17 protein-coding genes and 2 pseudogenes are annotated in these 26,102 nt (G+C 62.9%); 9 read left to right on the forward strand and 10 right to left on the reverse strand.

What is annotated here, in order from left to right:
- Positions 1-77: 77 nt before the first annotated feature.
- The 4 genes from QCL51_RS11110 to QCL51_RS11125 are packed head-to-tail and all read right to left on the reverse strand — an operon-like array spanning position 78 to position 10,211.
- On the reverse strand, positions 78-1,430 hold the full coding sequence (locus QCL51_RS11110) for a hypothetical protein (protein WP_274101570.1): 1,353 nt from the start codon (positions 1,428-1,430) through the stop codon (positions 78-80).
- Entirely contained in the window at positions 1,427-7,726 is a 6,300-nt protein-coding gene (locus QCL51_RS11115; protein ID WP_338444851.1) for an AAA domain-containing protein, read from the reverse strand. Before QCL51_RS11115 ends, QCL51_RS11110 begins: the two co-directional genes overlap by 4 nt.
- Before the next feature lie 14 nt (positions 7,727-7,740).
- A complete protein-coding gene (locus QCL51_RS11120; protein WP_319297982.1) occupies positions 7,741-8,376 on the reverse strand; it encodes a 4Fe-4S single cluster domain-containing protein in 636 nt (211 codons plus the stop codon).
- A gap of 2 nt (positions 8,377-8,378) precedes the next feature.
- Positions 8,379-10,211 carry an AAA family ATPase gene (locus QCL51_RS11125; protein WP_338444852.1) on the reverse strand — a complete coding sequence of 611 codons (1,833 nt, stop codon included), beginning with the start codon at positions 10,209-10,211 and terminating at the stop codon, positions 8,379-8,381.
- Positions 10,212-10,463: 252 nt separating this feature from the next.
- Between QCL51_RS11125 and arfB the strand changes: the two genes are divergently transcribed.
- The 3 genes and pseudogenes from arfB to QCL51_RS11140 all read left to right on the forward strand — a co-directional run.
- Complete coding sequence (arfB, locus tag QCL51_RS11130; protein ID WP_021782324.1) at positions 10,464-10,877, forward strand: alternative ribosome rescue aminoacyl-tRNA hydrolase ArfB; 414 nt, start codon at positions 10,464-10,466, stop codon at positions 10,875-10,877.
- A 98-nt stretch (positions 10,878-10,975) separates the two neighbouring features.
- Positions 10,976-11,404 (forward strand): annotated as a pseudogene (locus QCL51_RS11135) (outer membrane lipoprotein-sorting protein); the annotation flags it as partial.
- 1 nt (position 11,405) lies between these two features.
- Positions 11,406-11,855, forward strand: a pseudogene (locus QCL51_RS11140) (MMPL family transporter); the annotation flags it as partial.
- 69 nt (positions 11,856-11,924) lie between these two features.
- Here the strand turns inward: QCL51_RS11140 and QCL51_RS11145 are convergent.
- From QCL51_RS11145 to QCL51_RS11165, 5 genes are all read right to left on the reverse strand, one after another.
- Positions 11,925-12,308: a MerR family transcriptional regulator gene (locus QCL51_RS11145; RefSeq protein ID WP_021782327.1), complete on the reverse strand. Its 384-nt coding sequence runs from the start codon at positions 12,306-12,308 to the stop codon at positions 11,925-11,927.
- A 161-nt stretch (positions 12,309-12,469) separates the two neighbouring features.
- On the reverse strand, positions 12,470-13,048 hold the full coding sequence (locus QCL51_RS11150; RefSeq protein ID WP_209966493.1) for an NAD(P)H-dependent oxidoreductase: 579 nt from the start codon (positions 13,046-13,048) through the stop codon (positions 12,470-12,472).
- Between the two features lie 224 nt (positions 13,049-13,272).
- Entirely contained in the window at positions 13,273-13,701 is a 429-nt protein-coding gene (locus tag QCL51_RS11155) for a type II toxin-antitoxin system YhaV family toxin (protein WP_028697233.1), read from the reverse strand.
- On the reverse strand, positions 13,701-14,018 hold the full coding sequence (locus tag QCL51_RS11160; RefSeq protein WP_275966648.1) for a type II toxin-antitoxin system PrlF family antitoxin: 318 nt from the start codon (positions 14,016-14,018) through the stop codon (positions 13,701-13,703). Before QCL51_RS11160 ends, QCL51_RS11155 begins: the two co-directional genes overlap by 1 nt.
- 144 nt (positions 14,019-14,162) lie before the next feature.
- A complete protein-coding gene (locus QCL51_RS11165) occupies positions 14,163-15,077 on the reverse strand; it encodes a LysR family transcriptional regulator (protein ID WP_003253946.1) in 915 nt (304 codons plus the stop codon).
- A gap of 206 nt (positions 15,078-15,283) precedes the next feature.
- Here QCL51_RS11165 and QCL51_RS11170 point away from each other — a divergent pair, with 206 nt between their 5' ends.
- From QCL51_RS11170 to QCL51_RS11190, 5 genes are all read left to right on the forward strand, one after another.
- Positions 15,284-16,306 (forward strand): zinc-dependent alcohol dehydrogenase family protein, encoded by a 1,023-nt coding sequence (locus tag QCL51_RS11170; protein ID WP_103444521.1) that lies wholly within the window; start codon positions 15,284-15,286, stop codon positions 16,304-16,306.
- Between the two features lie 517 nt (positions 16,307-16,823).
- Positions 16,824-18,209, forward strand: coding sequence for a hypothetical protein (locus QCL51_RS11175; protein WP_021782332.1), 1,386 nt, complete (start codon positions 16,824-16,826; stop codon positions 18,207-18,209).
- Positions 18,209-19,564, forward strand: a complete 1,356-nt coding sequence (locus QCL51_RS11180) for a GntR family transcriptional regulator (protein ID WP_274119362.1) — start codon at positions 18,209-18,211, stop codon at positions 19,562-19,564. The genes QCL51_RS11175 and QCL51_RS11180 overlap by 1 nt, the downstream gene beginning before the upstream one ends.
- A 146-nt stretch (positions 19,565-19,710) precedes the next feature.
- The gene (locus tag QCL51_RS11185) at positions 19,711-21,360 is read left to right on the forward strand and encodes a VRR-NUC domain-containing protein (protein ID WP_338444853.1); all 1,650 of its coding nucleotides are present in this window, start codon (positions 19,711-19,713) and stop codon (positions 21,358-21,360) included.
- A complete protein-coding gene (locus QCL51_RS11190; protein WP_028697231.1) occupies positions 21,357-23,618 on the forward strand; it encodes an ATP-dependent DNA helicase in 2,262 nt (753 codons plus the stop codon). Before QCL51_RS11185 ends, QCL51_RS11190 begins: the two co-directional genes overlap by 4 nt.
- A 99-nt stretch (positions 23,619-23,717) precedes the next feature.
- Here QCL51_RS11190 and QCL51_RS11195 read toward each other — a convergent pair whose 3' ends face one another.
- A complete protein-coding gene (locus tag QCL51_RS11195; RefSeq protein ID WP_338444854.1) occupies positions 23,718-24,899 on the reverse strand; it encodes an NnrS family protein in 1,182 nt (393 codons plus the stop codon).
- Positions 24,900-25,114: 215 nt separating this feature from the next.
- Between QCL51_RS11195 and QCL51_RS11200 the strand changes: the two genes are divergently transcribed.
- Positions 25,115-26,029: a tyrosine-type recombinase/integrase gene (locus tag QCL51_RS11200; RefSeq protein ID WP_021782337.1), complete on the forward strand. Its 915-nt coding sequence runs from the start codon at positions 25,115-25,117 to the stop codon at positions 26,027-26,029.
- The last annotated feature ends 73 nt before the right edge of the window (positions 26,030-26,102 follow it).

Consider the following 26,102-nt stretch of genomic DNA (forward strand, 5'->3'; position numbering starts at 1 on the left):
ATTAGCCCAGGCTAGTTACCCGCTCATTCGGTAACGACTCAGCACATCCTTGAGATCGGCATACAGATCGTGCCCATTCATGATGACGTCGTCCGTAGCTGTCCGGCAGCAGCCATGTCTTCGTCTTCAGCGCCAAGCACTTCCTTGAGTGGCGTCTCTCCCACCCCCATCGCTCGCTCGATCAGCAGTTCGCTTCCATTACCGTGAAGCATCGCCTGCAGGCGCCCGAACTCGTTGCACCAGATCGTCTCGATGTCCTTGTCGCGCTGCGTGTCGCGATCACGGCTCAATGCCACCGCACGCACCTGCATGCGGCCATTCTCGGCCTTGCCGCCCAGCTCCACGCCATAGCCTGGCGTGGCCGACTTGCGCAGTACTATCTTGCCCGCGTCAGCCCAGGCGGTGGTCATGCCTTCGCGCACTTCGTAACCGAGTTCGGCCAGGCCCTTGAGCATGGCTTCGCGACGGGCGAGGGCGGCTTGCGCTTGCACATGCATGGCGAGCAATGCTTCGCAGCGGCTCGTCAGCTCGCTCACCGTGGCTTGCGGGCTGGTGGTCGTGCAAAGGCGGACCTGCTCGAGCAAGGCCTCGTTCCCAGCGCCCAGGCGGGTTTGTACTTCGTTTGCCAGTTCGTGGAGCTTGGCGAGCGAATCGCGACTCAGTTGGAAGTCGCGGCTTTTGTCAGCCAACTCGATCACCAGGCTGTCGAGCAGCAAGTTGCGCTGTTGCGCCTGGGGCTGCGCCTCGGCCCGGGCCAACGCTTGTACGAAGGGCTCAGCACAGGCTGTGCCTTGCAACAGATGCAGCTCGGCGATGTGCCGGTCGATATGCTGCAGGCGTGGGTCGCGGGTCGCTTGTGCTCGCTCGGCCAGCCACGTGGTGAGGTTGGGCGTAGGGGCGTCATCCATGAGCCGCCGAGCCAGCGCGCGTTGCTGTTCGTCCAGAGTTTGCGCTTCGTTGCTGCTGCTCAATTGGGCGAAGCCTTGGGCAAGCAGTTGCTCGGCATTGTCCAGTTGGGCGCCATCGGCCAGTTTTGTCAGGGCTTGCACCACCTGCGGGTCGGCGTCGGTGCGGCTGACCAGGGCCTTGAGCAGAAACGCTGCATTTTCCTTCATGCGGCGTTGATGCTGGCGCTGCTCGGTCGCTTGCTCAATAGCGCGCTCTTCGCGGGCAAGCTGGTCGCGCCGCAGGTGTTCGATTTCGATGGGGACGGCTTTCTGCAATGCCTGGTACTGGTCCTCAGTGAGCAAGGCGCGCAACCGCGCTTGCCGTGCCCGCGTGGCCGCGCGTTCCTGCTCGCTCAGCTGGCCAAGCTTTTCAGCCTGGGCTTCCCAGCGGGCCACAGCCTGATCAAGGCGGCGCAGATGGCCTTCGCAAAGGGCGATGATTTCTTCACGGGTGACGATGCGCACCACCTTTGGGCCACTCATTGGCAGGTCTCCTTGTCGTTGGATGCGGCCACCGGCTGCCCTGCCTGCATGGCGTCCTCGATGGCCGCGCGCAAGCGGGCGCGCTCGTTGTCGCCATCGTGATACCAGGCCTGGGACGAGACGCGGTGGATCTGCGGAATCGCCCGGCGCAGTACCGAGGGCCGCCAGATTTCCCGGGCCCGGGCGCGCTCGAGCAGGGCGTGGCTGGGCGCGTCGCATTCGATGCCGATGGCATAGGTTCCGGTCTGTGGGCTTGCGATGGCGAAGTCCAGGCCAAACGCGTCGCCTTCGCTGGCCGGGGCGGCATTCCAGCCCAGGGACGCGATGAACGCGCCAACGATCCTGGCGAAGCCGTCGTGGCCCTGGTCGTGCCCATGCACCTGCGTGCTGCGGTCCGTCTGCAGGCGGCCCAGCAGCTTGCCGCTGTAGTCGAACTCGCCGGCACACAGCGCGCGTGCATATTCCAGGTAGCCTTGCAGGTAGTCGCGCGGGCTGGCCGGCGCGCGCTGGGTGTTGAGCATGTCCGAAATGTCGGCGATGGGCATCGAGGTGATCATCACCACCTTGCGCCGAGCACGGGTCACCGCCACGTTCAGGCGGCGTTCGCCACCGGTCTGTCCGAGCACCCCGAAGTGACGGCGGAAGGTGCCCTGGCTGTTGCGGCCGAAGGTGGAGGAAAACACGATCACGTCGCGCTCGTCACCCTGCACGTTCTCGACGTTCTTGACGAACACCGACATGTCTTCACCGCCCTCGCTGCGTTCGCGCTCCTGGGCGTACGCGGCGCGGAAGGCTTCGTTTTCGGCGGCATGGGCTTCCAGGTGCTCCTCGATCAGCTCGGCCTGCTTGCGGTTGAAGGTCACCACGCCCACTGACGGGCGCTGCGCGTAAGGCAGCTGCCAGAGCGCCTCCAGGTACTGCACGACACGCGCGGCTTCGGTCGCGTTGCTCTGGTTCTGGTACAGGCCCTCGACCTGGATCAGTTCCAGTGGCTTGAGCTGACGAATGCTCGCCTGGGGGTGGCGCACCGGCACATTCAGGCGGTTGCCGTAGAACGAGGCATTGGAAAAACCGATCAGTTCGCGGTAGGCCGAACGGTAGTGGATCTGCAGCGTGGTGCTGGGCAGGGCGTTGCGCGCCAGTTGCAGCAGGTCTGGGCAGTCCTTGATCTCGCGGCGGTTCCAGGTGTCTTCGAAGGCTTCGCGTTGTTCCTCGTCAGCGTCCTCGTCAGGCTCATCGCCATCGAACAGTTCGGCCTCGTCACTTTCGACCCGGCTGGAGAAGAACGCCGTCGGCGGCATCTGCTTCTCGTCGCCACTGACCACGGTGACCTGGCCGCGGAACAGCGTCGGCAGGGCAAACTCCACCGGCATCTGTGATGCCTCGTCGTAGATAACCGTGTCGAACAGGCCGTTCTTCAGTGGCAGCACCCGACTGGCCACGTCCGGGTTCATCAGCCATACCGGGCGCAATGTCATCAGCCCCAGCGGAGCACCCAGTTCTAGGAATTCACGCAGCCGGCGCGAGCGCTTGCCGGTCAGCCGGGTCACATCCTCCCACTGCTTGCGGCTGCCCAGGCGCGTGGGGTCGATACCGGTGGCCAGTAGTTGGCGGTTGAGCTCACGCATCTGTGTATCGGCTTGAGCCAGGCTGGCAACCTTGGCCTGGGCCTCTTCTTGGCTGAACAGCAGCTCCGGGTTGGCCTGTTCGATACGGTGTTTCCAGCCCAGCCGCGCTTCGCGGTTGAGCAGGCGGCGCACGGCGGCGTCGAGCTGCTCTGAGGGCAGCAGGTCGAGTTGCGCCTGGCGCTGGCGCAGCAGGGCGAGCAGCTCCAGGTCAGCCTCGGCGAGCTGCCCGGCGCGGGCGCGGAAGCCTTGGTAGGCCGCCAGGTGGGGCAAGGCGTCGTGCAGGCGGCTGAGCGCCAGTTCGTTGCTCAGGTTGTGTTCCACGGCATGCCGCAGCTGTTGAGCCAGTTCGTTGCCGAGCCAGTCTTCGAGCCGCTTTAGCTGGTCAAGGCTGGACTGGCGCACGCCTTGGCGCAGCAGCGAGGCATCCAGGTCTCCGAGCAAGGCCTCCAGGTGTTGTTTGTCGCCGGTAAGCACGGCGTCGTCTGCCTGGCGTGCGCGGGGCGACTGTGCCAGTGCCTGCGCCAAAACCTGGATCTCGACGAGCTGATGGATATCAGCCTTTACCAAGGCCGCCAGCTCCAGGCCTGCCTGCGGGGCAACGCTGTCCAGGGCCAGGGCCTGGTGAAGTGCAGCCAGTTCGGCGCGCAGGGGGCGCCATCGCTGTTCCAGTTCGATGGCCGCGTGCAGCCCTGGCAGGGCTTCATCCACACGGTCATTACCCTGAGCTACGAGGAAATCGCGCAGTCGCTTGCGCCTGAGCAGGTGCATGGGGTTCATGCGCGTCAGCCAGGAGCGAGCGGCCATGACCTTGGCGCAATCGCTTTCCAGGCCGCGCAGCGGCTTGCTGTCCACCAGGCTCAAGGCAGGCGACAGTGCTGTCAGGTAATCGCCTTCGGGCAGTTGGTCGAGCTGCTGCTGCAGTTGCCGCAGCTCATTCAGCATCGCTTCGCCACGCGGCAGCTGCTCGCCGTCCTTGCTGCGGAACAGGGGGAGCCAGCGGGCCAGGCGCAGTCGCTGGTCCTGGCTCAGCCCGAGCAAGGTCGCCACATGGGTGGCCATCCATGCCCGGTACGGCGCAGGGTCGTCGATCTCGAAGCTGGCCGGGTGTGCTTGCAGGGTCGTTTGACGCTGTAGCTCAGCCTGGCTGAAGGCTTGCAGGCTGTCGGTAAAGGCCAGCAGAGTGGAGCGGTCAGTGGCGAACGGCTGCAACTGCACCAGAGGGCTGCCTTCGTAGCGGGCAGGCAGCCACAGGCGTATCAGCGGCGCACAGTTTTCTTCCAGGCGTGTCAGGCTGGCAACGTCAAGCACGGCCAGGCGCTGGCGCAACGCCGGGAATTCGAGCGGTGGCGGCCCGTCTTCGAGCTCGATCAGTTCGCCCAGCAGGCGCCGGTAGCTCAAACCGGTTGCCGGGTCCGGGCGGTGCAGGCTCTGGTGGAAGCGGTCCAGCTCGCCTTCGAGTGTCTCGATACGCGCCGCCACTTGTTCGCGCTGGCGGAGCAGGCCCTGGCCTTCATCGCCACCGATGAACAGGGTTTCCAGCTGTTCGCGAATACCGCGGATGATCGGTTCGCGGTCGCGATTGACGTCGTTGAGCATGACGATACGCTGCCCCAACCCTTCGGCTACCAGGCGCTTGTACACCACCTCCAGCGCCGCGTGCTTCTGGCAGACGATGAGCAGGCTGCGTTGGCGGCCGATGGCATCGGCGACCATGTTGACGATGGTCTGGCTCTTGCCTGTGCCCGGTGGCCCCTCCACCAGCAAACCCGGGCCTTGGCGCGCTTGCAGCACGGCCGCCTCCTGGGAGGGGTCGCTGGCGACGGTGAAGTAGCGGTGCAGTTCGGCCGGCGGGGCCACGGCCTCGTCCTCCTCGTCGGTCCTGAGCCGCAGTGCGGTCTCGAGCCCGCTGCCGGCAGGCGAGAGTGACTTCAGCTGGCGCAGGTCCTCGCCGATGGCCTGGCCCATGAAGGTGACGTGAAACAACACGCCAGCACATGCCAGTTCGTCCTGGTAAGGCACCACTTCCACGCTGCTGGCCGGCAGTCCGACGATGCTGCGCGAGCGCGCGGTGGCAAGCATGCCGAACGCATCCATCACATCGCTGGCGCGGATCGAAGAGCGGCCAAGCAACTCATCGGCCGTCTTGCGCCAGCGCTTGCAGGCCTCGGCCCCGAGGACGCTTTCCAGCGCCGGGTTCAGGCGCACTTCTTCGCGTTCGCTGTCGAAGGCCAGGGCCGCAAGGCCGCGGTTGCCCACTTCCAGCAGCAGCTTCACCGGCCACAACAGCAGCGGAATGATGCGTGTACGCGTGTTGCCGCGCGGGTCGCGACTGAGCAGGAAAGGGAAGCCCAGGTACAGGCCGTCGATGCCGGTGTCGCGTTTGTACAATGCGCTCTGCCGGTGCAGCGCGTGCAGGCGCGAGGCAATCTGCGGCATGGCCTGGAAGCATTCCGGGTCCAGGTTCACGGGCCGTTCGTTGCGCAGCAGCAGGTGGTCGAGCAAGGCTGCCGCAGGGTGGCGCTCGCTGTGCAGTTCGTTGAGATCGATCCGGGCGGTTGTCTTGCCGATGGTCATGCGCACCAGCGGGCCGCGCATCACTGCGGTTACCACCTTCTTCTCGAAGAACTCGAGAATCTGTGACACATACTGCTGCTTTTGCGGCTCAAGCCACTGGCTTGCCGGAATGGCCAGCAGCACCAAGACCTGGGCCAGCGGCATGCGCCGTTCCAGGCGGAACTGCTCGGCCCATGCATCCACTTCGGCAACGCCGCAGCGGGCGAACCCGCGTATGCGCTCATCGACGCTGTGGTAAAGATCCTGGCGCGGGGACTGAAGCAGCGCTGTGGCAGCGTCGTTGTCGAACCAGCCGACTTCGACGCTGTTCGCCAGCTCAGCCGCTTCCTGGATGATCGCCTCCACCGAGCGGAACTGGCCGATCGAAGCGCTGAGCAACACAATCAGGTCTTCCTCGGCGATGATCCGTCGTTCCGCCAACGCCAGCAGGCCGGGGTGCGTGGTATCCGGCAGTAGGCGTTGGCGCGCCTGCCATTCGCTGGCCAGCTTTGCCCGCGAGGTTGACAGCAGGTATACCCTCAACGTCTCTTCGACCAGTTCGATCTGCTGATGCAGGGCACGCTGACGCACCTGCTCGGCGCGCAGTTTGAGGCGAGAAAGCCAGTTGTCGGTCTGCAATTGCTCCAGCAGGTCGGGCACCGAGCCACTGATCAGTCGGTAGCCTTCCAGCGGATGCTCCAGCAACCAGCCCGGGGTAACGATCTCACCGCGGTGGATCAGCGGGATTTCCGGGTTGAGCAGTTTCAGCGCGAGCATCAAACGGAAATCGTCCTCCAGCCCGTCATGCTGCACCACTTGGCGCAGGCCGGCGAGCAATGAAGGGGAAAGGCCGAGCTGCTCGGCCCAGGTGACGATGACGCCGCGCAACAGATGGTCGAGCGCCTGCTGCCAGTGCTCGGCGTGCGCGGCGGCGAGGGCGAAGACCGCCGGCTTGTGGTAGCGCGTATCGCCCAGTTGCAAGGCAGCACCTTCACCGTCGTCGCGTTCGGTGAAGGCTGAAGCCGGCGCCTGCACCGGGCGCCCGTCGAGCCAGGCCTCGACCTCGGGCCATTGCCAGCGCTGGTGCCGGTCGCGGGCCAGCAGGCCGCGCAACAGCAGGTTCAGCTGTGGGTCGAGGTCGTCGGGAATCGGGACACCATTGGCCAGTACATGGATGAGGAAGGCATTGGCATGGATGCCCTCGAAGCAGGCCCCTGCGGTCAGTTGCTCGAGCAGGATCATGCCGAGGCTCCACCAGTCCGAGGCGGCCGCCACACCGCCGGCGATGGCTTCAGGGGCCATGTAGCGGCTGGTTTCCAACGGCGAGACGATGTCCAGGTCGAACTCCGACAGGCGCGCCGAACCAAAGCCGCTGATCACCAGGTCCAGTGGCTCGTGGGCACGTACCAGCAGGCTGCTCGGGCGCAGGTCTCGGTGGCGCAAGCCGGCCTCGTTGAAGGCATGCAGTGCCTGGCCCAGCTCCCGCAGCATATGACGCACGCTGTGGGCTTCACGGATCACGCCGCCGAGGTCGGCCAGGCTGCCGCCGGTCAGTTCCTCGACCACTTCGAATGCGCGGCCATCCCAGCGGCCGGTGGCGATGATCTCGGGCACATGGTCGCGGGGAAGACGGCGGATCACGTCATAGACCGCAGGGTCCGGCTCCGCGCCTGGTCGATAGAGGGTGAGCACCGCCTGGCGAGCGGTTTCCTGGTGCACTGCAAGGTAACGCTCGCGGACCCCGTCGGTATTGCTGATCTGGCGGATCAGCGACCAGCCGTCGATCAAGGTTTCGCTGGCTGCGCGCGCATCGTCGACCGGGCCAGCCGGCACACCGTTGGCTGCTGCAGACTGGGCCGGCGAAGCATCGCACAGCAGGCACATCAGGTCGCCGGGGTCCATGGCATGGCCGTTTTCACAGACGAGGCCGGGCGCCGGAGAAGTGTCCGTCGGCGGGAGATTGTCCACGGTATGGATGATCTGCGGGCGCCAGCCGTCAGCGTGGATCGGCTCCCCGGCCAGGTCCCAGTTGCAAGGGTGCTGGTCGACGGTGCCCTCGCAGAACATTTCCTGTACCGGGCGTGCGGTGTTGCAGTTTGGGCAATAGCGAATCATTGGGCGAATTCCGGTCAGGGGCGGTGCGCGCTGGTGCTAACCTGGTGGCCTTGCGCGTTCAAAAGGTCGCGCAGACGCAGTACGTCGTCACGCCGAGGGATCCCTGCCATCCACACGCTGCCGTTCTCGTCGAACATCAGGTCAAGGGCCTGGTCAGTGGGTTGCAGGGGGCGCTGGTAGCTGGCAAGGCGTTCATGGCCGAGCGGGGTCAGCAGGTTCAGGCGCTGATTGTCGCTGCCACGCAAGGCCAGGGATTGTTCGCTGCGCTGGTCGAAGGGGTCGCTGATCAACGCATCGATCAGGCCTTCGGCTTGTTGCAGATGGGGTTGCAGTTGCTCCAGCGAGTAGCCGCTGTACACCAGAATGTCCAGTGGGCTCGACTGGCGAAGCCCCTGGAGCATGGCAAGCAGGGCAGGGAACTGGTCGAAGGGTTCGCCGCCGGAGACGGTGATGCCCTCAGCCTCGGCCAGCCAGGGCATCAGTTGTTTCAGCAACTGTGCGATGCCCACACGGCGCTTGCCTGGCCCCCAGGTGTCGGCGGAAATACAGCCGGGGCAGCGGATGCTGCAGCCCTGAAACCAGATGCCCAGGCGACGACCTGGGCCGAGGGTGGTGACCGGGAAGTGCACACGGGACAGGCTCAGTTCCATGGTCAGCGACGTTCCAGGGTCAATCCGCCGACACCCAGACGGCTGATGGTGAAATGCTCGCCAGGTTGAGCGTCCTGGTCGAACAAGGCCCGCGCCAGCGGGTTGAGCAGATGCGCCTCGAGCTGGTTGCGGATGCCACGGCCGCCGTTGGACAGGTCGTGCAGACACAAAGCGTGCAATGCCTGGCGCGCCTCAGGGGCGATGGCCACGTGCAGTTTCTGCTGCTGCAGGTCCTTGAAGGTGCCGTCGACCATCTGTTCGAAGATCTGCTGGCCGACCTCTTCACGAATGAAGTCGAACACGATGACGTTCTCGCCGATACGGTTGAGGATCTCCGGACGATTGAGCACCTGCTTGAAATGCCGGTCGATCTCGCTGTGGACTTTCTCCCGAACCTGCTCGTAGGGCTCGCCCGGCAGCACGTTGGCAACGCGCTCGCCATTCTCGCCCAGGCGGTAGATGCCCAGGTTGGAGGTGAACACGATCAGTGCCTCGGAAAAGTACACCCGGTCACCGCGACCGGAGGTCAGTACGCCGTCGTCAAGAATTTGCAGGAACTTGTCGAGGATGCGCGGGTGGGCTTTTTCGATTTCGTCGAACAGCACCACACTGAAGGGTTTCTCGCGAATCGCATTGGTCAGTTCGCCACCGACGTCGTAGCCGACATAGCCGGGTGGTGCACCGATGAGGCGCTGGTCGGCATGCTCTGCGCTGAATTCCGACATGTCGAAACGGATATAAGCGCTTTCGTCGCCGAACAGCAGGCTGGTCATGGTTTTGGCCAGCTCGGTCTTGCCCACCCCGGTCGGCCCAGCCAGGAAGGCTACGCCACGCGGACGGTTACCCTTGCGGCTGGCGCCGACGCCGGTCATTGCCCGCTTGACGATGTCGAGCATGTGGGTCACGGCGTGGTCCTGGCCTTTCACTCGCTGGTGCACCAGCTCATCGCCCTGGCGGATGCGCTGGCGATCGATGCGCAGCCAGGGGTCTTCGGTGACACCCACTTTATACCGGCGCACGGCATCAGCGATCTGCACCATGGGCACACCTTCGACCCGTGCGAGTTGCGCGATGGCGCTGAGGTCGAGCAGCAGCAGGCCCTCGGTATTCTGTACGAAGGCGTCCGCAGCCTGGGCGAGCGCGTCCTGACTCGCCTCCTGGCTACCGGCGAGCCCCTTGAGCAGCGCCGGCGCCAGGGCGCGGCGGGCCAGTTGGTCAGGTTTGGAGACGGGAATGTGGCGAATCCGGGGGTTGTCGACCAGCAGCCAGTCCGGCAGGTCGCCTTCTTTCTCCACCAGCCACAGCAGCGTATTGAAGAATGGCTTGCGCGTTTGTGGCTGGGGCCTGCTGCGCGCCTGGTGGGCATGCACCAAGGCCTGAGTGAACAGCTGATGCTCGGCCGCACTCAAGGAATCGCTACGTACCGCCAGGCGCGAGGCGAAGTCGATGATCAGGGCGACAGGCGTATCGGTGCGTGCCAGCAGCCGCTGCATGGTGGCGGCCAGCAGGTCGATACCCGCAGGCGCGGCGCCGTTCACCGGGGTCAGGCCGAGTTCCTGGAGCAGGGCTTGGCCCGGTGCCGGGTCGCTGCCAGGTTTGCCAAGCACACGAAAACCAGCCACCGGGTCCCAAGCCAGCACATGGCCATAGCCGGTGTCGAGCAAGGCGTTGCACAGGGTCTGGTTGAAGCTCTGGGCCGTGACCGTGCCAGGAACGACCTCACAAGCCTGGAGGTCGCGGATGTTGCCCGACAGGACGAATTGGCTTTTCAGTGGCAGGAAGCGGACGAGGTCACGCATCCAGCGCGGGGTTTGAAACGGTGTAGTCCCTGACATGATCAACTCGTCTAGGTTGGATCCTTGGCAGGGTATTGGTCCTTGCGCGTATTTTCCAGTATTGCCGTCTGAAAGTTCAGCGCGTTGTAGGGCAGCATTTCAAGAATGCCTCGATACGTACCGAGGATGGCAACCAGACAAGTGCATGAGGTCAGCAATGGTAGACTTCGGCGCTGATTCAAGGAATTGTGTGTGGTGCTATGGGATAGCGGCGCAGGCTGTAATAATGTGGGTAATCACAAGGGCCATGTCATGCTGACCATCACCAATAACGTGCATCTGCCGGATGCCGACATCGAACTGACATACATTCGCGCGCAAGGCGCGGGTGGGCAGAATGTCAACAAGGTGTCCAGCGCGGTGCACCTGCGCTTCGACATCCCGGCCTCGTCGCTGCCCGAGTTTTACAAGGAGCGGCTGTTAGGGTTGCGTGACAGTCGCATTACCGGTGACGGCGTGTTGATCATCAAGGCCCAGCAGTACCGCACCCAGGAGCAGAACCGCGCTGACGCACTGGCGCGTCTTGCCGAGTTGATCATCGCTGCCGGCAAGACCGAGAAAAAACGCCGCCCCACCAAGCCGACCCTCGGCTCGAAGACCCGCCGGCTCGAAGGAAAAGCCAGACGCAGCACTATCAAGATGGGGCGGGGCAAGGTGGAGTTCTAGGCGCTGTAGTGCGGCTGCATCAAGCGCATGTACGGCTGGCTAAATGAGAGTGTCAGATGAGCAGCCCGCCCGACGACGCCTAAAGACTGTCAGGATCCCAAGGTAACAGCCGCATCCGCGAGTTCAGCTACCTGCAAAAGGATTACCCGGACAGCGACAACTTCACCCTGTATTTCTCCGCGCCTAGTGATGTGCGTGACGTCGCCTTCCACATCGAAAACCCGCGCGAGGTCCTGGGCCTCGAATACAGCCAATGGATGTATTTGCCGGTCAGCCGACAGACCCGCAGGGTTTCCACCACCGACAAACGCGGGGCGTTCATGGGTAGCGACTACTCCTATGCCGACCTCGACCAGATCGACAGCATTACCCACAGCGAAACCGAGGACTTCACCGCCGGTACTCGCTCTCGGCTGCGCTTCAACCAGTTGCAGTACAACGTCGCGCTGGACGACCGTCTGTTCACGCAGACTGCGATCAAGTGCGGGCTGATAGCCGGCGACTTGCCGGAATACGCCGTGTCTGCCCATCCTCGGCATGCTGACGTTGCTGACCACGTCGGTGACGGTGTACGGCAGCATGTACCTGTTGGACATCGAGTTGAGCATCGGTACCACACTGGTGACGTTCCTGGTGGTGGGCGTCGTGGATTACGCCGTTCACCTGCTGTCACGGATCAGGATGCTGGTGCAGAAGGGCATCGAGATCGACGAGGCTATCCTGGCGGCCATGCAGGGCGTCGGGCGCTCGACGGTGGTCAACGTCGTGATCTTCTCGATGGGCTTTGTCGCGCTACTGTTCTGCGCCTACAAACCCGTCATTGACCTGGGTGTATTGGTGATACTGGCGCTGTCATCCGGCGGCTTCATTAGCATTTTGCTGGTCACACTGATTTCGCCGTGGTTCTTTGCCGCGATTGTGCCGCAGCCAGCAGTGCAAGAGGGTGAGCAGCCGGGGGGTGGGGCTGTGCCAGGCTAAATCGCCGTGGCGCCTGCGTGCTGAAAACGGCACCGTGCGCCATGGCCGTTCAGGGGCAGCGGAGCGGATTCAGCGGGCTCTTTCCAGGTGTTCGAACTGGCATTGCATCTGAGCATCTTTGAGGCTCAGCTCAAACTCAACCAAGCCGTCATGCACTTGCTGCAATGTCTGGATCTGCCCCATCAATTCCTGCTTTTTGTTATCGATGGCCTGCATGGCCAGATCCCAGGGCAGCTCCTGGCCGTGATGATCCTGCAGAATGGCCCGCATTTCCTTAAGTTTGAAACCGAGTTGCTGAGCGCATTTGATGAAGGTCAGCAGCTCTACGCTTTGCTGGCTGTAGATGCGGTACTTGCCTTCGCGCTGCGGTGGGGGCAGCAGGCCGATTTCTTCGTAATGTCGAATGCTTTTGACGGTGGTGCCCGACAGTTGGGCCGCTTTGCCGATGTACATGAAAATCCCTTTTTTGACGCATCAGAAGCGAAAAGATGTCGCGTGTTCGTACAGGCGCGCGACATCTTTGCACGAGCATCAGGGTGTGGGAAGCCTGGACAAGGTGCCACAGCAGGGAGGCTCGGCTGGGCAGCGCGGGGGCACGGCCCGACCGGGGCCGATCAGCGGCTGGCGACTGCCTGGACTTGTTTGAGCCAGGCTTCGCGCTGTTGCGGCTTGGAGCCCAATACCGGACCGAAGGTCAGGGTTTTCAGGGGTTTTATGCCGCAGAACTCCAGGGTGGTCTTGCGCATTTGGTGCAGGCCCGGCATGCGATACACCCACCGGTAGTACCACGGCGGCGTGTCCATGGTCACCAAAAGATGAGCCGTGCGGCCCTTGAGCAGCTTATCCGGGAAGGGCGAGCCCTTGCGGTACTTGAAGGCAAAACCGGGCAGAAACACGCGGTCGAAGAACCCCTTGAGCAACGCCGGAATGCCGCCCCACCAGATCGGGTACACCAATGTCAGGTGTTCGGCCCAGGTAATGTCGTTCTGTGCGTCGATCAAATCGGGCTCAAGCAACTGGATCTGGTTATAGCCATCGTGCAAGACCGGATCGAAATCCAGGGTGTCCAGGCGCAGCAGGCGCACCTCATGGCCTGCTTGCGTGGCGGCCTCGACATAACGTTCGGACACAGCGCCGCAAAAGCTGTTGTTCGAAGGGTGGCCGAGGATTACGAGCATGCGTTTGCGCTTCATGACAAACTCCGGGTAATGAAGTGCCAAGGGTAAAGTCTGCCCCTTACGGTAGAGTCAAGCCTTGCCGGTTAGTGGTAGAGACAGACAGTCCAGCAGCGCTCGGGTGTCGCCCGGCAAACCGTCGAATGAGGGGGCGCAGAAACGCAATGTGCGTTACGAGTGGATTACAGTGGAAGCACCAAGGGGGGGAGTCGAACGTGCAATCCCTCACCCAGTCGCGCAGCTTATGCTTTGGGCTCGTCCCAGTCATCAGGAGGGTTACCGCGGTCCAGCATCTTCTCGAATACGGCGTAGGGATCGGATTTTCTGCCTGCGGACTGCAGAGTATTTTCGTCGTTGCCCCATGCGTAGACGATGACCTTGGACCTTGAGTCGTAGCGAAAGAACAGCCGAAAGCGCCTACCGATTTTCGCCCGCCGCCAATGTCGGTAGGCGGTGCCTAGCGTGTTGCCTTGGCGGAGCTCGTCACGGCCCGGGTCGGCAGGCACAGCCTCCATGATCAGATGGCTCAATGCCCGAAACAGCTTGACGTTGGCGTTGCTTTCAAAACCTTGTGGGTCGTTCTGCGCGGCCTGGGCGGCGGCTTCTTGCAATTTGCGTAGCTGTAAAGTCACACCTTCATGGAACAACAGTGTCCAGCCATGTCGCAGCATCAGATCGCGACCTCACCGTCGATATCTTCGTCCAGATTTACATCGTGGCCCGCATTGGCGAGCATGGTTTGGGCCAGGTTTTCCGGCAGGGTGGTGAGGTTGCGCCCGCTTCGGATATCAGCCTCCAGCAAACCCAGGAACGCACCGATGGCAGGGTCCTCATGGATGGCTTCTACGCGGCTGACCACGACTTCCCCGGCGCGTACGTCGAATGCGATCTTGCCACCCGTGCCGAGGCCTAAAAGCTGGCGAACGGACTTGGGCACTGTGACCTGCCCCTTCGAGGTCAACGTGGCGATTTCGTGGATGGCAGGCATGAGCGTTCTCCCGGATGTATTGATTGAATGGCAAGGAATAATCCTTACACGGTCAATCTTGGTTTTCTGCTGATCAAGCATAGGCGGGGAGGACGCTAAACAGCGTCGCAGGATGAGTTACACCACCTCTCGGGACACGATCTTCTAAAGACTGTCAGGATCCCCAAAGAACATCTGTATCCGCGACCGCAACCACCGCTCCGCCGGGTCATTGTCCTGTGCCCCGCGCCAGGCCATGTGCAGTTCGAAACTGCGCACGGGTATCGGCAGGTCCTCGGCCCGCAAGCCGCCGGCGGCCGTCAGTGCATCCGCCGTGTAGTCCGGTACCGTAGCCACGATATCGGTGCCTGCCAGCAAGCTCCCCAGCCCGTTGAACTGCGGTACCGCCAGCACCACGTGGCGCTTGCGGCCGATTTCCTCGAGGGCTTCGTCGATGAAACCGGACAAGTCCCCGGCAAACGACACCAACGCATGGGGCCGCGCGCAGAAGTCATCCAGGGTGATGCTGCCGGGTACGCTGTCGGCGCGCAGCAGTTTCGGCATGCTGCGGCGCAGCACCTTGCGCTTGGCGTTGGCCGGCAGTTCGCTGGTGTAGCTGACACCCACCGAAATCTCGCCCGAGGCCAGCAGGGTTGGCATCAGCAAGTAGTTGACTCGTCGCACCACCAGCACTATACCGGGCGCCTCGGCGCGAATGCGCTTGAGCAGTTGCGGCAGCAATGCGAACTCGGCGTCGTCCGACAAGCCGATGCGGAACACCGCATTGCTGGTGGCCGGGTCGAATTCGGCAGCGCGGCTGACTGCAGTGGAAATCGAATCCAGTGCCGGTGACAGCAGGGCGAAGATCTCGTGGGCCCGTGCCGATGGCTCCATGCTGCGCCCTGTGCGCACGAACAGCGGGTCATCGAACAGGTTGCGCAGGCGCGACAGCGCCGCGCTGATGGCCGGTTGGCCGAGAAACAGTTTTTCTGCGGCGCGGGTCACGCTGCGCTCGTGCATCAGCGTCTCGAACACAATCAGCAGGTTGAGGTCTACACGACGCAGGTCGTTTCGATTCATCGGTGCGCTTCGCCTAATGTGGGGCAGAGGTGAATCTTAAGGCCAAAGGCTGTTACCCTGCACGGGTTTAGGGGGACCAATCGCAGGGAAAGTCAGGTGCCCAATCGATGACAAGCATGTCGACTATTAATGCCCACTGATGGTCTAACGGGCAAAGCCCGGATAGAGTCAGTGGTAATTAGAGGTTCACAAAGGCGAGGTATGCGATGTCCCGCATGATCCGTTTCCACAAGTTCGGCGCTGCTGACGTGCTTCGTTGCGAAGAGCAGGCCGAACCGTCACCCGCTGCCGACGAGGTGCAGATCCGCGTCGAAGCGGTTGGCGTCAGCTGGTATGACGTGCTTTGGCGCCAGAATCTGGCACCGTCCCAGGCACGTCTGCCAGCAGGGATCGGTCACGAAATGGCCGGGGTGGTGACGGCGGTCGGTGAAGGGGTCGATGACATTGCCGTCGGTGACCGGGTTGCAAGTTTCCCGGCCACCAGCGCCAACGACCACCCGGTATATGGCGATGTCATCGTACTGCCGCGTACAGCCATTACTCGCTATCCGAATGTGCTCACCCCGATTGAGGCCAGCGTGCACTACACCCCGCTGCTGATTGCCTATTTCGCCTACGTCGACCTGGCACGGGCCAAGGCCGGGCAGACAGCACTGGTCACCGATGCCAGCCATTGCGCCGGGCCTGCCTTCGTGCAGCTGGGCAGGGCCCTGGGGCTGAAGGTGTTCGCCGCCACCAAGGATGCGGCGCAGCGAGAGTACCTGCTGGGTCTGGGCGCAGACAAAGTGATTGTCACTGAAGAGCAGGACCTGCTGTTGCAGATTGGCAAGTACACCGATGGCCGCGGCGTTGACATGGTGCTCGATGGCATGGGTGGCCCGCAGATGTCGCTGTTGGGCGATGTGTTGGCGCCGCGTGGCAGCCTGGTGCTGTACGGCCTGCAAGGTGGCAACCAGACACCGTTCCCGGCCTGTGCGGCATTCCAGAAAAACATTCAGTTCTATGTGCACTGCATCGGTAATTTCACCGGCAAGCCAGAGCTTGGCATCAGCCAGGACCAGGTGGCACTGCAGCGTGCCTTGCGCGATATCAACCAGTTCACCGCCGACCAACTGCTGACGCCGCAAATCATCAAGGTGTACCCGTTCGAACAGGTGGTCGAGGCGCATCGTTACATGGACCAATGCCCGTGCGGCGGGCGGGTGGTGCTGGACATGGCGCAACACTGACGGTTACTGAAATGACCCGCAAACCCGGGCAGGCCCCGGGTTTTTTGTGCGCGGGGTAAAGTGATTCAACTTTTAAAGTAGGACTGTTCCTACAATAAGTTGCGACGCGGACTACATATAAGTCAGCGGTCTTTGGGGTTTCAGAAATATCCCGCCAAATATTCAGCCTTGAACGCTTTTCCCTAGCGAGCCACTGTGAGCTGACACGGCCGCTGAATGGTTTTTTTACCGTGAACTGTGTCTTCAATTCGCGCTGCCTCCCTCTCGATAATGGCCCAATGATAGTTTGTGCAAGGAACGTGGGATGAGCATGGCTATGCCTGGTATAGAGCAGCATGTGGAAGCGACAGGCCATCGCAGTGGTGGTTTTTTCTCGATGGCCTGGCGACAGTGAAGGGTTACGTCATTACTTTCATTTAAGTTGTAGGAATTTTCTTCTGGGTAAGTTTGGCGCATGTATAAGTTGAAATGGTTGGTACGGCATGCGCTGGCTGCATGAAGTTGATGAGGTGATTGCGTGACTGCTATTCACGACCAGGCGATGCATTATATCTACCAGCAAGTACTTGAGCGCTTGTTGAACCACATGTCCCAGGCGCAGCGCGCTTCCTTGCAGTTGTTGATACAACGCCTGTTGGTTGCTGCAGGCGGGCCCGAGTACATCGGTACTTTCAGCTTGCAGCTATTGCAAGGTAGCGACCGCCATAGCAGCCGGCTGCTGGCCATGTTGCGTGCCGCGCAACTGAGCATTGCCCTGCGTTCGCCGGTAACCTTTCAGCTGCGGGTATTGGTGGTCAGCCTGCCGGTTGCCGACAGCGCCACGCTGGAAGCTCATGAGCGCAGTTTTAGCGCCCTGTTCATGCAGGATGATCCGAGGGTGCAATTGCAGATGATCGAGGGGCGCGCAGTGGTGCCGTTCAGTCGTCGGCTATCGGTAATGCCTGAGCGCTGGGGGCTCGCCAGGGATGCGTTGTTGATGTTCGGCCACATGATCGATGCCAGGCCTGAAGCCCTGCTGGGTTGCCGCTTGCACCTGGAGCTGGCGGGGGCCGTGGATAATGCGCTGCAGTCAGCGGTGCCTCCCGATGCATTGGTCACTGCCGTGCCCGGGTTCCACCGGCGCCGATACCTGGCTTGGGCCCGGCGTAGCCTGCGCCTGGCCAGCGAGTGCGGCCCGCATGCAGTGCACCAGTGCCTGGCGGCACTGGCCCAAGGTCTGAGCCGATTGCACGGCGCTGTTGGGGGCGCACCGGTTGGCCAGCACGGGCCGGTACCGGGCGCCGTACCGGGGCGTGCGCCAGTGCGGCTGATTGCTATTGATGACCTGTTGCCGCAGTTGCTTGAAGACCAGCAGATTGACGCGATGCTGGGTTGTCACTTCGAGGCTGCTACGGATGCTTTGTCGCTGTCTGAATTCGTCGACTCGCTAGCCACGGCACAGTTGCACGAACTGCGTGCCCGCAGCCTGGAGCCGCAGGCCGGGCGCCCAGCGCTGACGCTGGCAGGGCAGGGGGGTGACAGCAAGCAGCGTGACGCCACCCCGTTGCTATTTGGCAAAGTCTACGGCATCAATCAGGCCCAACTGGTGTGCCTGCTGTTCAGCCCGTTTGCCAGGCAGGGGAAAAACCTCGAGCGGTTCTTGCAGTGCCGGCATGCCGACATGGTAGTGGCGTTGCCGTACCTGCACAGGGCCTTGCAAGGCAAACCCTGCCCTGATGCAGTCAAAGCCTGGCTGGTGAACACCAGTGGCCTGCCGTTGGGGCAACTGCGGCAGATTTATGATGGGCAGTTACCGCTGACGGGATGGCGCCTGCTTAACCACCTGGCCCGTCGGGATGTACACCTGAGGTTGCTACCGCAGCAGGCGGTGGGGCGGCGGCGTGGTGCTGCGGGGCTGCCTTGATGGGGCGAGCGGCCCCAGGCGAGTTCGCGTATCGCAAGGTGTATCGCTACCTGGAAGCGTTGATCGACCAGGCTGCAGGCGTTGGCACATGCCGTTTGCCGTCATTGCGTGAGCTGTCCCGGCGGTTACGGGTGTCGTTGGCCACGGTACAGAGTGCCTACAGCCTGCTGGAGGAGGAGGGCCGTGTACATTGTCTGCCGAGGTCGGGTTATTACGTACAAAACGGTGGCAAAGATCAGACTGTGGCCGTGGCCCGGCAGCCTCCCTTGCCGACACAGCCACTGTTGGAGCGCATTCTGCTTGGTCATGAACGGCGTTTGGCCCGTCAGCGTGATCGCAGGGTTGCGTCCTGGGAAGCGCTTGGTAGCGCCCGTTTGCGCAATGCTGTGGCTGAGCGATACACCCGCTGCTCCAACCAGTACTGGCATGCCGATGATGTCCAGTTGGCCCCCGATGTGCTGGCGTTGCTGGAGACGCTGCTGACCGCACTGGCCATGCAAGGTGGTACCGCGTTGGTGCATTCACCCTGTTGCTGGCAAGTGTTGCGCGCCTTGGGGCGTGTCGGCATGCGCGTGCTGGAGGTACCACGGGATGCCCGTGGCAACCCCGAGCTGCACGCTTTGGCCAAGCTGCTTGCTAGCGAGCCGATAAACCTGTTGGTCATGCCGTCTTGCCTGGGCATGCCACAAGGGCGGCTGGTTTCACCGTATTTTCAGCAGCAGCTTGGGCAGTTGCTTGGCCAACACCCGGTATGGTTGCTGGAAAACGACCTGGACAGCGAGCTTTGTTACGACGGGCCGCCGAGCACACGCCTGCGTGACTGGATCGACCCGCGCTGGCTGTTGGTGATGGGCACGTTCGAGGCCGCGGTGGGGGCAGAGGCGCCGTATGCCTATTTACTGAGTCGTGACACCGTGTTGGCCAAGGCATTCGCCGAGCGAGCGTTTCGGCTTGCGCCGCTACGCTTGCAGGCGCTTGCTCACATGCTCGGCAAGGGGGAAATCGAAACGCAACTGGTTCAACAGCGCACAGACCTGCAAAGGCGCACGCAATACCTGGCGCATGTGCTGCAGTCGCAATTCGGCCAGCGGGTGGTCTTTGAGCTGCCGCAAGGAGGGCAAATGCTGTGGGTGAGTTTCCGCCAGCCGCTGGCGTGGGACGGTATTGCCTTGGCATTGGCCGGCTCTGCATTGCATGCGCTACCGGGCGAGCAGTTCGGCCTGCAGGGGCATTACCCCCAACACCTCGCGCTGATTTGGCTAGGCGGGCACCCGGATGAACTGCAGCGGGCGGTAAGGCAACTGGCGCAGGCGCTTGAGGTGCACTGCGGGCGAAATATCCGCTTCTCGAGTTGAAACCAAGACGCTTGCAGGCGCTGACAGTTGCTGCGAAGGGGACGACAAGTCAAATGAACGAGTCAACGGGCTGACCCGCGGCTCTTGTCAGGTACGCTTTTCTGTATGTATAACCAGTATCTGTTTTTGCTACCTGATGCCATCCCGTGATTGCCCATTCCGTCGACGACCCGTTCTACTACCTGCATAACTTCCGCCAGGTAGTGTCGTGGGTCGAACAGCGCTACCAGGACCTGCTCGATGACCAGGAACTGGCCTTCATCCGTGCCTTCAGTCAGTTGCAAGCGCCAGCCCAGGCCTTGATGGTGCGTATGGTCATGCGCAAAGGCGAGTTGTTTCGCAGCGATCGGCTCGACTACGCCGAAATCGGCGATACCGCGCTGGCGCTGCAGCCGTTGCTGGCCCTTGGCTGGGTAAGGGAGCCCGAGCAACTGGAGCTTGAACAGCTGTTCGCGTTGCTGCGCAAAGAAGAGCTGGCCCGCTGCTTCGCCCGGCAACTGAGCCGCCCGCGCGCAGCCAAGCATGAGCTGTTGGCACAGTTGCAACCCCTGGCCCTGGCGGCGCGGTCATTGGCCGAATGGTTCCCCGACAGCGAGGTGCGCATTCTGCAGTGGTGCCTGCAACCTCTGTGCGACCGCATGCGCCTGCTGTTCTTCGGCAACCTGTACCAGGACTGGTCAGACTTTGTCCTCGCCGACCTGGGCTTGCTGCGTTACGAGCAGGTACCATTCAGCTCCGATTCTCGCGCCCTGCAGCAACGTGACGATGTCGACCTGGCCATGGCCCTGCACCAGTGCGCCGAGCGCCTGGAGCAGGGCGGCGACCCGCAGCCGATCCTTGCCACCCTGCAGGGCCTGCACAGCGACAACCCCTGGCTGGCCCGGCGCCATGCGCGGCTGCAATTCGCCGTGGGCCAACAATGCGAGCGCCTGGGTGAATGGGACCTGGCCACGGCCGTGTATGCGCAGTGCAACCATCCCCAGGCGCGCATTCGCCAGGTGAGGGTGCTGGAGCGCAGCGAACAGTGGGACCAGGCCCATGCACTGGCATTGCAACTGGCTGCGGCACCCGCCAACGCGCTGGAGGAGCAGGCGCTGCAGCGCATGCTGCCACGCCTGGCGCGCAAACTCGGCGGCCCGCCCCAGCGGCGCAAGCGCACCACGCCGCTGGAACTGATCGAGCTCGAACTGCCCCGCGGGCATGCTGCGCTGGGCGTTGAAGAAGCCGTGCGTCAGCACCTGATGCAAGAGGGGGGGCAGGTGCATTACGTGGAAAACACGCTGTTCAACAGCCTGTTTGGCCTGTTGTGCTGGGAGGCCATCTTCGCCCCGGTGCCCGGCGCATTCTTCAACCCGTTCCAGGCCGCGCCACAGGACCTGCACGACAGCGACTTCCAGCAACGGCGCAGTGCACTGTTCGAACGCTGCCTCGGGAGGCTCGACGATGGCAGCCATCGCCGGGCGATTCTCGACTGCTACGTGGCCAAACAGGGGTTGCAGTCGCCGTTCGTGTTCTGGTCCATGCTCAGCGAGGCACTGCTGGAGCAGGCCTTGGCTTGCTTGCCGGCCGCTGCACTCAAGCAATGTTTCCTGCGCCTGTTGCAGGACATTCGCAGCAACCGTGCCGGCATGCCCGACCTTATCCAGTTCTGGCCCGAGCAGGGCCGTTATCGCATGGTCGAGGTCAAGGGGCCCGGTGATCGCCTGCAGGACAATCAGCTGCGCTGGTTGGAGTTCTGCCGGCAACACGACCTGCCGGTCGCGGTGTGCCACGTGCGCTGGAGCGAATCGCCTTGAGTTACAGCGTAGCGGTGCGCGCCTTGTGTGAGTTCAGCGCCAAGGTTGGCGACCTGGACCTGCGTTTCACGCCGTCGCCCTCCGCTCAGGAGGGTATCGAGGGACATCAGCGGGTAGTGGCACGGCGGGCTGCTGGCTACGAGTCGGAAATCACCCTTGAAGGCCAGTTCGAAACCCTGACGGTGCGGGGCCGTGCCGATGGTTATGACCCTGGCAGCAATCGCCTGGAGGAAATCAAGACGCACCGTGGCGATCTGGCGCGTCAACCGGCCAATCACCGTCAGTTGCACTGGGCGCAGGCCAAGGTCTATGGCTGGTTGATGTGCCAGGCACGACAACTGCCCGCCATCGAGGTGGCGCTGGTGTACCTCGACGTGGACAGCGACAGCCAGACGCTGTTCACTGAGCACTGTTCGGCTGCCGAGTTGCAGGCCTTCTTCGAAACCCAGTGCCAGCGCTTTCTGGGCTGGGCCCGATTGCAGCAACAACGCTTGGCCGAACGTGACCAAGGCCTGCTGGCGCTGAGTTTCCCTTACCCACAGTTCCGAAAGGGCCAGCGGCAGTTGGCTGAAACCTTGTACAAGGCGGTTAGCACCGGCCGTTGCCTGATGGCCCAGGCCAGCACCGGCATTGGCAAGACCCTCGGTACCTTGTTCCCGTTGCTGAAGGCGATGGTGCCGCAGCAACTGGACAAGCTGTTCTTTCTCACCGCCAAGACACCGGGCCGGGCGCTTGCGTTGGACGCCGTGCGCCAGATCACCGATGCCACGCCGCAACCTGCCTTGCGCACGCTGGAGCTGATCGCTCGCGACAAAGCCTGTGAATACCCGGACAAGGCCTGTCATGGTGAGTCCTGCCCCTTGGCCGCAGGCTTCTATGACCGTTTGCCGGCTGCGCGCGAGGCTGCTGCAGCAGTGCCGTTGCTCGACCGCGCCAACCTGCGTGAAGTGGCCTTGGCGCACCAGGTGTGCCCGTACTACCTGGGTCAGGAGATGGCGCGCTGGGTCGACGTGCTGGTCGCCGACTACAACTACTACTTCGATGCGCATGCTTTGCTGTTCGGCCTGACCCAGCTCAACCAGTGGCGAGTGGCAGTGCTGGTGGACGAAGCGCACAACCTGGTCGAGCGTGGGCGCGGCATGTACAGCGCCAGCCTTGACCAGGGCCAGTTGCTGGCGTTGCGCCAGAGCAAACCGCCTGGGCTGGTCAGTGCGCTGGACCGCCTCAACAGGCAATGGAACGCGTTGTATAAAGAGCAGCGCGCGCCGTACCAGGCCAGCGAGTCGCTGCCTGAAGGGCTGCTGCGTGCCCTGCAGCAGTGCGTCGGGCTGATTCAGGAGCAGATGAACCAGGCGCCCACGCACATGGACCCTCAGGTGTTGCAGTTCTTCTATCAGGCCTTGCAGTTCTGTCGGGTTGCCGAGCTGTTCGACGAGCACTTTCTGTTCGACATCAGCCAACGCCAGGGCCCGCGCAAACGGCGCCTGGCCACCCTGTGCCTGCGCAATGTCATCCCGGCGCGGCTGCTGGCACCACGCATGCAGGCGGCGCGCAGTGCGACGCTGTTTTCCGCCACGTTGAGCCCACGGCACTTCTACAGCGACCTGTTGGGCATGCCAGCCGATACCGCCTGGCTGGACGTGGCCGCGCCGTTCCGTGCCGAACAGCTGGAGGTACGCATTGCCAGCCAGGTGTCCACCCGTTACCAGCAGCGCCAAGCCTCCCTGGCGCCGATCGTTGACCTGATTGCCCGGCAGTATGAGCGCATGCCGGGTAACTATCTGGCGTTCTTCAGCAGCTTCGAATACCTGCAACAGGTGGCAGGGCTGTTGGCCGAGCAGCATGGCCAGATTCCCCTGTGGTCACAGGAGCCGGGCATGGACGAGGCGGCCCGCCAGGCATTTCTCGATCGCTTTGTCGCCGATGGCCGAGGTGTGGGCTTTGCCGTATTGGGCGGCGCTTTCGGCGAAGGGGTGGATTTGCCCGGCACGCGGCTGATTGGCGCGTTTGTCGCCACCCTGGGGCTGCCTCAGGTCAACCCGGTCAACGAGCAGTTCAAACAGCGCCTGGGGCGGCAATTTGGTGCGGGTTTCGATTACGCATACCTCTACCCGGGCGTACGCAAGGTGATCCAGGCGGCGGGCCGGGTTATTCGGGGTGACCAGGACCGTGGTGTACTGGTGCTGATTGACGAACGCTTCGCCGAGACGCGGGTGCAGCAGATGTTTCCAGGGTGGTGGGCGGCGGCTACTGTCTAGCGGTCTTTCGCTTTTGGCGATCGGTCGCAATCAGGAGGGTGAGCAAACCACCCACCCAGCTCCCCTCATGGCACACCGCCGCAAGGCGGCCCAAGCGCGTCAACCGGGCATTCCGTCTGCCCGGGGCCGCAGCAGGATGGGCAGGTAATGGCGCAGGAACAGCAGCAATGCAAGGCTCCAGCACAGTGCCGAAACACTTACCCCCAAGGATGTAAACGACGGCAGAATCACCCGGGCCAGGGTCGCCAGTTGCATCAGGGCAAAGGCCCAGGCAATGCTGGTCGGTACCTGCAATGGCCTGCCGGTGTGGCCCAGGCCGACCCGCGCCATCATGGCCAGGATCAGCCCGGTCATGGCGCCAACGGTCAGCGCGTGGGTCACCAGGCTTGGGCTCAGGGCCACCCCACTGTGCCACAGCGCCATGCCCAGGCAGGCCAGGGCGAGCCAGGCGTAGGCCAGGTGCAGCGACCACAGCAACGGTACGCGCCACAGGCCACGGTCGTGCCACAGCAGCAGTCGGGCCGCGTGCAGCGCGAACAAGGCAAAAAACAGCACCGCCAGGCTGGCACGGGGCTTATCGGCCAGGCCGGTGGCAAACGCCAGCGGTACTGCCACGCTGAGCAACAGGCAGGCACGGTCCAGCCATGGACGGGCGGGGGCCGCGCCAAGGTGACCCAGGCCACGCCGGGTAAAAAATGGTATGACCCGGCCGCCGAGCACGGTCATCATCGCCGTCACCAGCCACAGCCCGGCAAATATTCCACGACGCTGCCACAGTTCGTCCTGCTGCAACCAGCTTGCCAAGGTCAACCACTGGCAGGCGGCAATCAACAGCACCAGTACCACGATAGGGTAGTTGTTGCGCAGGCGCCGTTGCACGATCGGTCGTGCCAGGCTCAGTGCCACCAATGGCAGGAAGCTGCCCTCGACCAGTATCAGCATGCTACCCGGTAGTGGCAGAAACCAGCTCAGCCGGCCCAGCAGCCAAAGCAGGAACAAACCCTGCAGCGCCCGCCCGCTCAAGCCTGGGATGCCGCTCCAGTTCTGCACGGCGGTCAGCAGAAAACCCGCGATAATGGCGGCGGCGAAGCCGTAAAGCATCTCGTGGCGGTGCCAGGCGAGCATGCCGCCGGGCGGTGCAGGGGCCAGTGCCCCGGCCAGTACGCCGGCCCACAACAGCAGGGCGATCAGCGCAAACAAACTGCCACCCAGGAAGAACGGGCGAAAACCCAAACCCCAGATGGCTTGGCGCGGGCGTGAAGCAGTGGGTTGCAAGAGCATGGGCGGTCCTTGGTTCGTTCAGTAGGCCTCAATTGGGGTAAGATCACGATCCGTGCCAGTTGCAAAGCCTTTGAATATCAAGGTGATGGCACTTCTCAGGGTCCGAATGACATGCGCGTTTTGCAGTCATTCGGACTGGCTTGTATGTCGTTTTGACTTGCTTCAGGGTTTGCCTGGTTCAGTGCCGGCTGACGCTTCGCTACAGGATTCACGTTTTGTCCGACCTCTCGAAAAATCCGCTGCTGCAGTACATGGCCCGTCTGGCCCCATCCAGCCAGCAAACCATGCGCTACATTCTTCAGGACGCCGCCGACCGGCTAGGTTTCGTCGACTGCAACATCGTCGATGTGCCTTGGCATCGGCTTGAGCCGGGCCATGTGATTGCACTGGTGGCAGCCCTGCGTGCTGATGGTTACGCGCCCAACAGCTCGTCGCTGTACGTCAACGCGATTCGCGGGGTGATGAACGAGGCCTGGCGTCAGGGCCTGATCGACCACGAGCAGTTGTTGCGCATTCGCGAGGTCAAGCCGGCCACAGGCTCCCGTCTGCCGCCAGGGCGCAACCTGCGCCGCAGCCTGATCCGCGAGCTGATGGATGTGTGCGCAGCCGACCCGCGGCCACAGGGGGTACGTGATGCGGCGATCATTGCCTTGCTGTACGGCACCGGCATGCGCAAGTCGGAGTCGGTCGACATCGACCTCGACCAGGTCGACTTCGAGGCGCGCAGCCTGCAAGTGGTGGGCAAGGGCAACCACCAGCTGGTCAAGTATGCACCGCCGTGGGCATTCGAGAAGCTGCAGGCGTGGCTTGAACTGCGCCGCCAGGACCTGCCTGCCGGGGCGGAGGACGACCCGTTTTTGTTCAACCGCATCCGTCGCGGCAGCCACATTACCCGTGCGCGCATTACCAAGCATGCGATCTACTACATTGCCCGCCAGCGCGGCGCGCAGGTGGGGGTGAAGATCATGCCACACGATTTTCGCCGGGCATTTATCACCCGGGTGATCGAAGAGCACGACCTGTCGATTGCGCAGAAGCTGGCGCACCATGCCAATATCCAGACCACGGCCATCTATGACCGGCGTGATGACAACGAGCGTCGGCGTGCCGTTGACCGCTTCGATTACTGAGGTTTGATTTTCAGGGGCTGCAAAGCTGCCCCATTCTCACGGGCGCCGGCACCGAAACAGGGCCGGCGCACGC

The organism is Pseudomonas sp. LTR0 (assembly GCF_036630035.1).
GTDB lineage: Bacteria > Pseudomonadota > Gammaproteobacteria > Pseudomonadales > Pseudomonadaceae > Aquipseudomonas > Aquipseudomonas putida_Y.